Annotated in this window: 1 protein-coding gene; it reads left to right on the top strand. The window is 59.4% G+C overall.

Annotation, left to right across the window (positions count from 1 at the left end; all coding sequences use genetic code 11):
- Positions 1–1,776, top strand: a 1,776-nt coding sequence (locus AC1DUU_RS31130) for a choice-of-anchor K domain-containing protein (protein WP_476787164.1), incomplete at both ends; no start/stop codon positions are given.

Genomic DNA, 1,776 nt, shown 5'->3' with positions numbered 1-1,776 from the left:
GGCTCGAGCAGTGGCGACGTCTCCGGCCAGGCGACAACGGCAACCGGCACGCTGACACATTCCTTCAACGGCGATGCGCCGGCGACTACCGATCCTATCAATTTCCTGCCCATGCAGGGAACGACGGGCATGGTGGGCACTGAGCAGGTCAGCTACAGTTGGGATGCCAATACCGACACGCTGATGGCAACCTCGGCCCGCGGTGTAGTCTTCACCGTACAGGTGGATACCGGTAACGGGAACTACGTCTTCACCTTGCTTAAGCCGGTGCTCCACGCAGCTGGCTCCGGCGAGAACGATGCTGTCATCGATCTCACCTACCGCGTGACCGACGCTCAGGCTGAGAGCGCTACCGGAAAGCTGACGATCACCATCGACGACGACACGCCAATTGCAAACAATGACAGCGATTCACTGAATATCGTAGTCGACGATCTCGACGTCGGGTCCGTCGTCGCGCGGTGGCAAATCCTAACGGGTGGCGAGGATATCGAGTACACCGACCGCGATAACGATGGTGCTGCCGATCTTGTTGAATGGGGCGACGGTGGACAGTCTGGCTACGGCTTTGTTGACGCCGCACCGGCCAATCTGGCCAATCTCCAGACCAACCAGACATTTTATCTTGGTACGTTCACCCACTACAATCAGTCGATCGACAGCGGCACGAGCATTTCGAGCGCCAAGCTGACGGTCAATTTCACCGCGATCATCAATGGCGAGCCGGTTCTGGTTGGTCCGATCGAAATCAATTTCGCGCACAACGAAACGCCGAACAACGGAACGGCCGAACAAAACCGCGACGTCATCACGATCACCACGCAGACGGCGACCGTGAACATCGACGGGCAGAACTATACTTTGGATGTACGTGGTTTCGTCGATGAGCAGAACAACATCGTCTCGACCGTGCGGACCTATGAAGGACGAAGCAACAACTACCAACTTGCGGTTCGCTTCGTCTCGTCCGACTCGACCAGCATCACGAAGACTGGCAACGTCATTGACAACGACTCTAAGGGTGCTGACGGCCCGTTGCTCGTCACCGCAATTACCCGCGTCGGCAACACCGACAATACGGCCGACGGCGCCGGCAACTTCCAGATGGCGGGCCAATACGGCACGCTGGTCATCAACAAGGATGGCACCTACACCTACACAGACGGCAGCACGCTTCCGGTGGGGGCGTCCGAAACCTTCACCTACCAGGTGACGGATGCAGATGGCGACAGCACAACCGCCAAACTATCGATTGCATTGAAAACGGTCGACGGCGACGCAAACCCACTGCATAGCGACCGCGTGCTAACCAACATCAGTGGCGGCTCGGGTACCAGCATCGTCATCTCCGAGGCAGCGTTGCTCGCCAATGACGACGCCGGATCGACCATTTCGAGTGTGACCAACCCTGCTATCGGCGGTAGCGCGACGCGCGGAGGCGGAAACGTCACCTTTACGGACGACGCAACGGCCGGCGGATCGTTCACCTACAATGGCCAGAACGGCGCGGCGCCGGACAGTGCTGTGGTGACGATCGATCGCACCCAGGCCGGCAAGAATACGCTCGACGGCACGTCGCTCGGCGAGATCCTGATTGGCCGCAACGACGCCAGCGACACGATCGATGGCAAGGGCGGAGTCGACACGATCTATGCCGGAACCGGCAATGACACGATTGTCGCCGATCAGGCGGATCGATTGATCGATGGCGGCGGCGGTACGGACACGCTGAGTGTCGGGGCCAACTTCACCAGCAGTAGCGACGCGCAGATCGTC

The sequence above is a fragment of the Aminobacter sp. P4_H6_2 genome (genome assembly GCF_056400805.1).
This window is presented reverse-complemented; position numbering and strand designations above follow the sequence as displayed.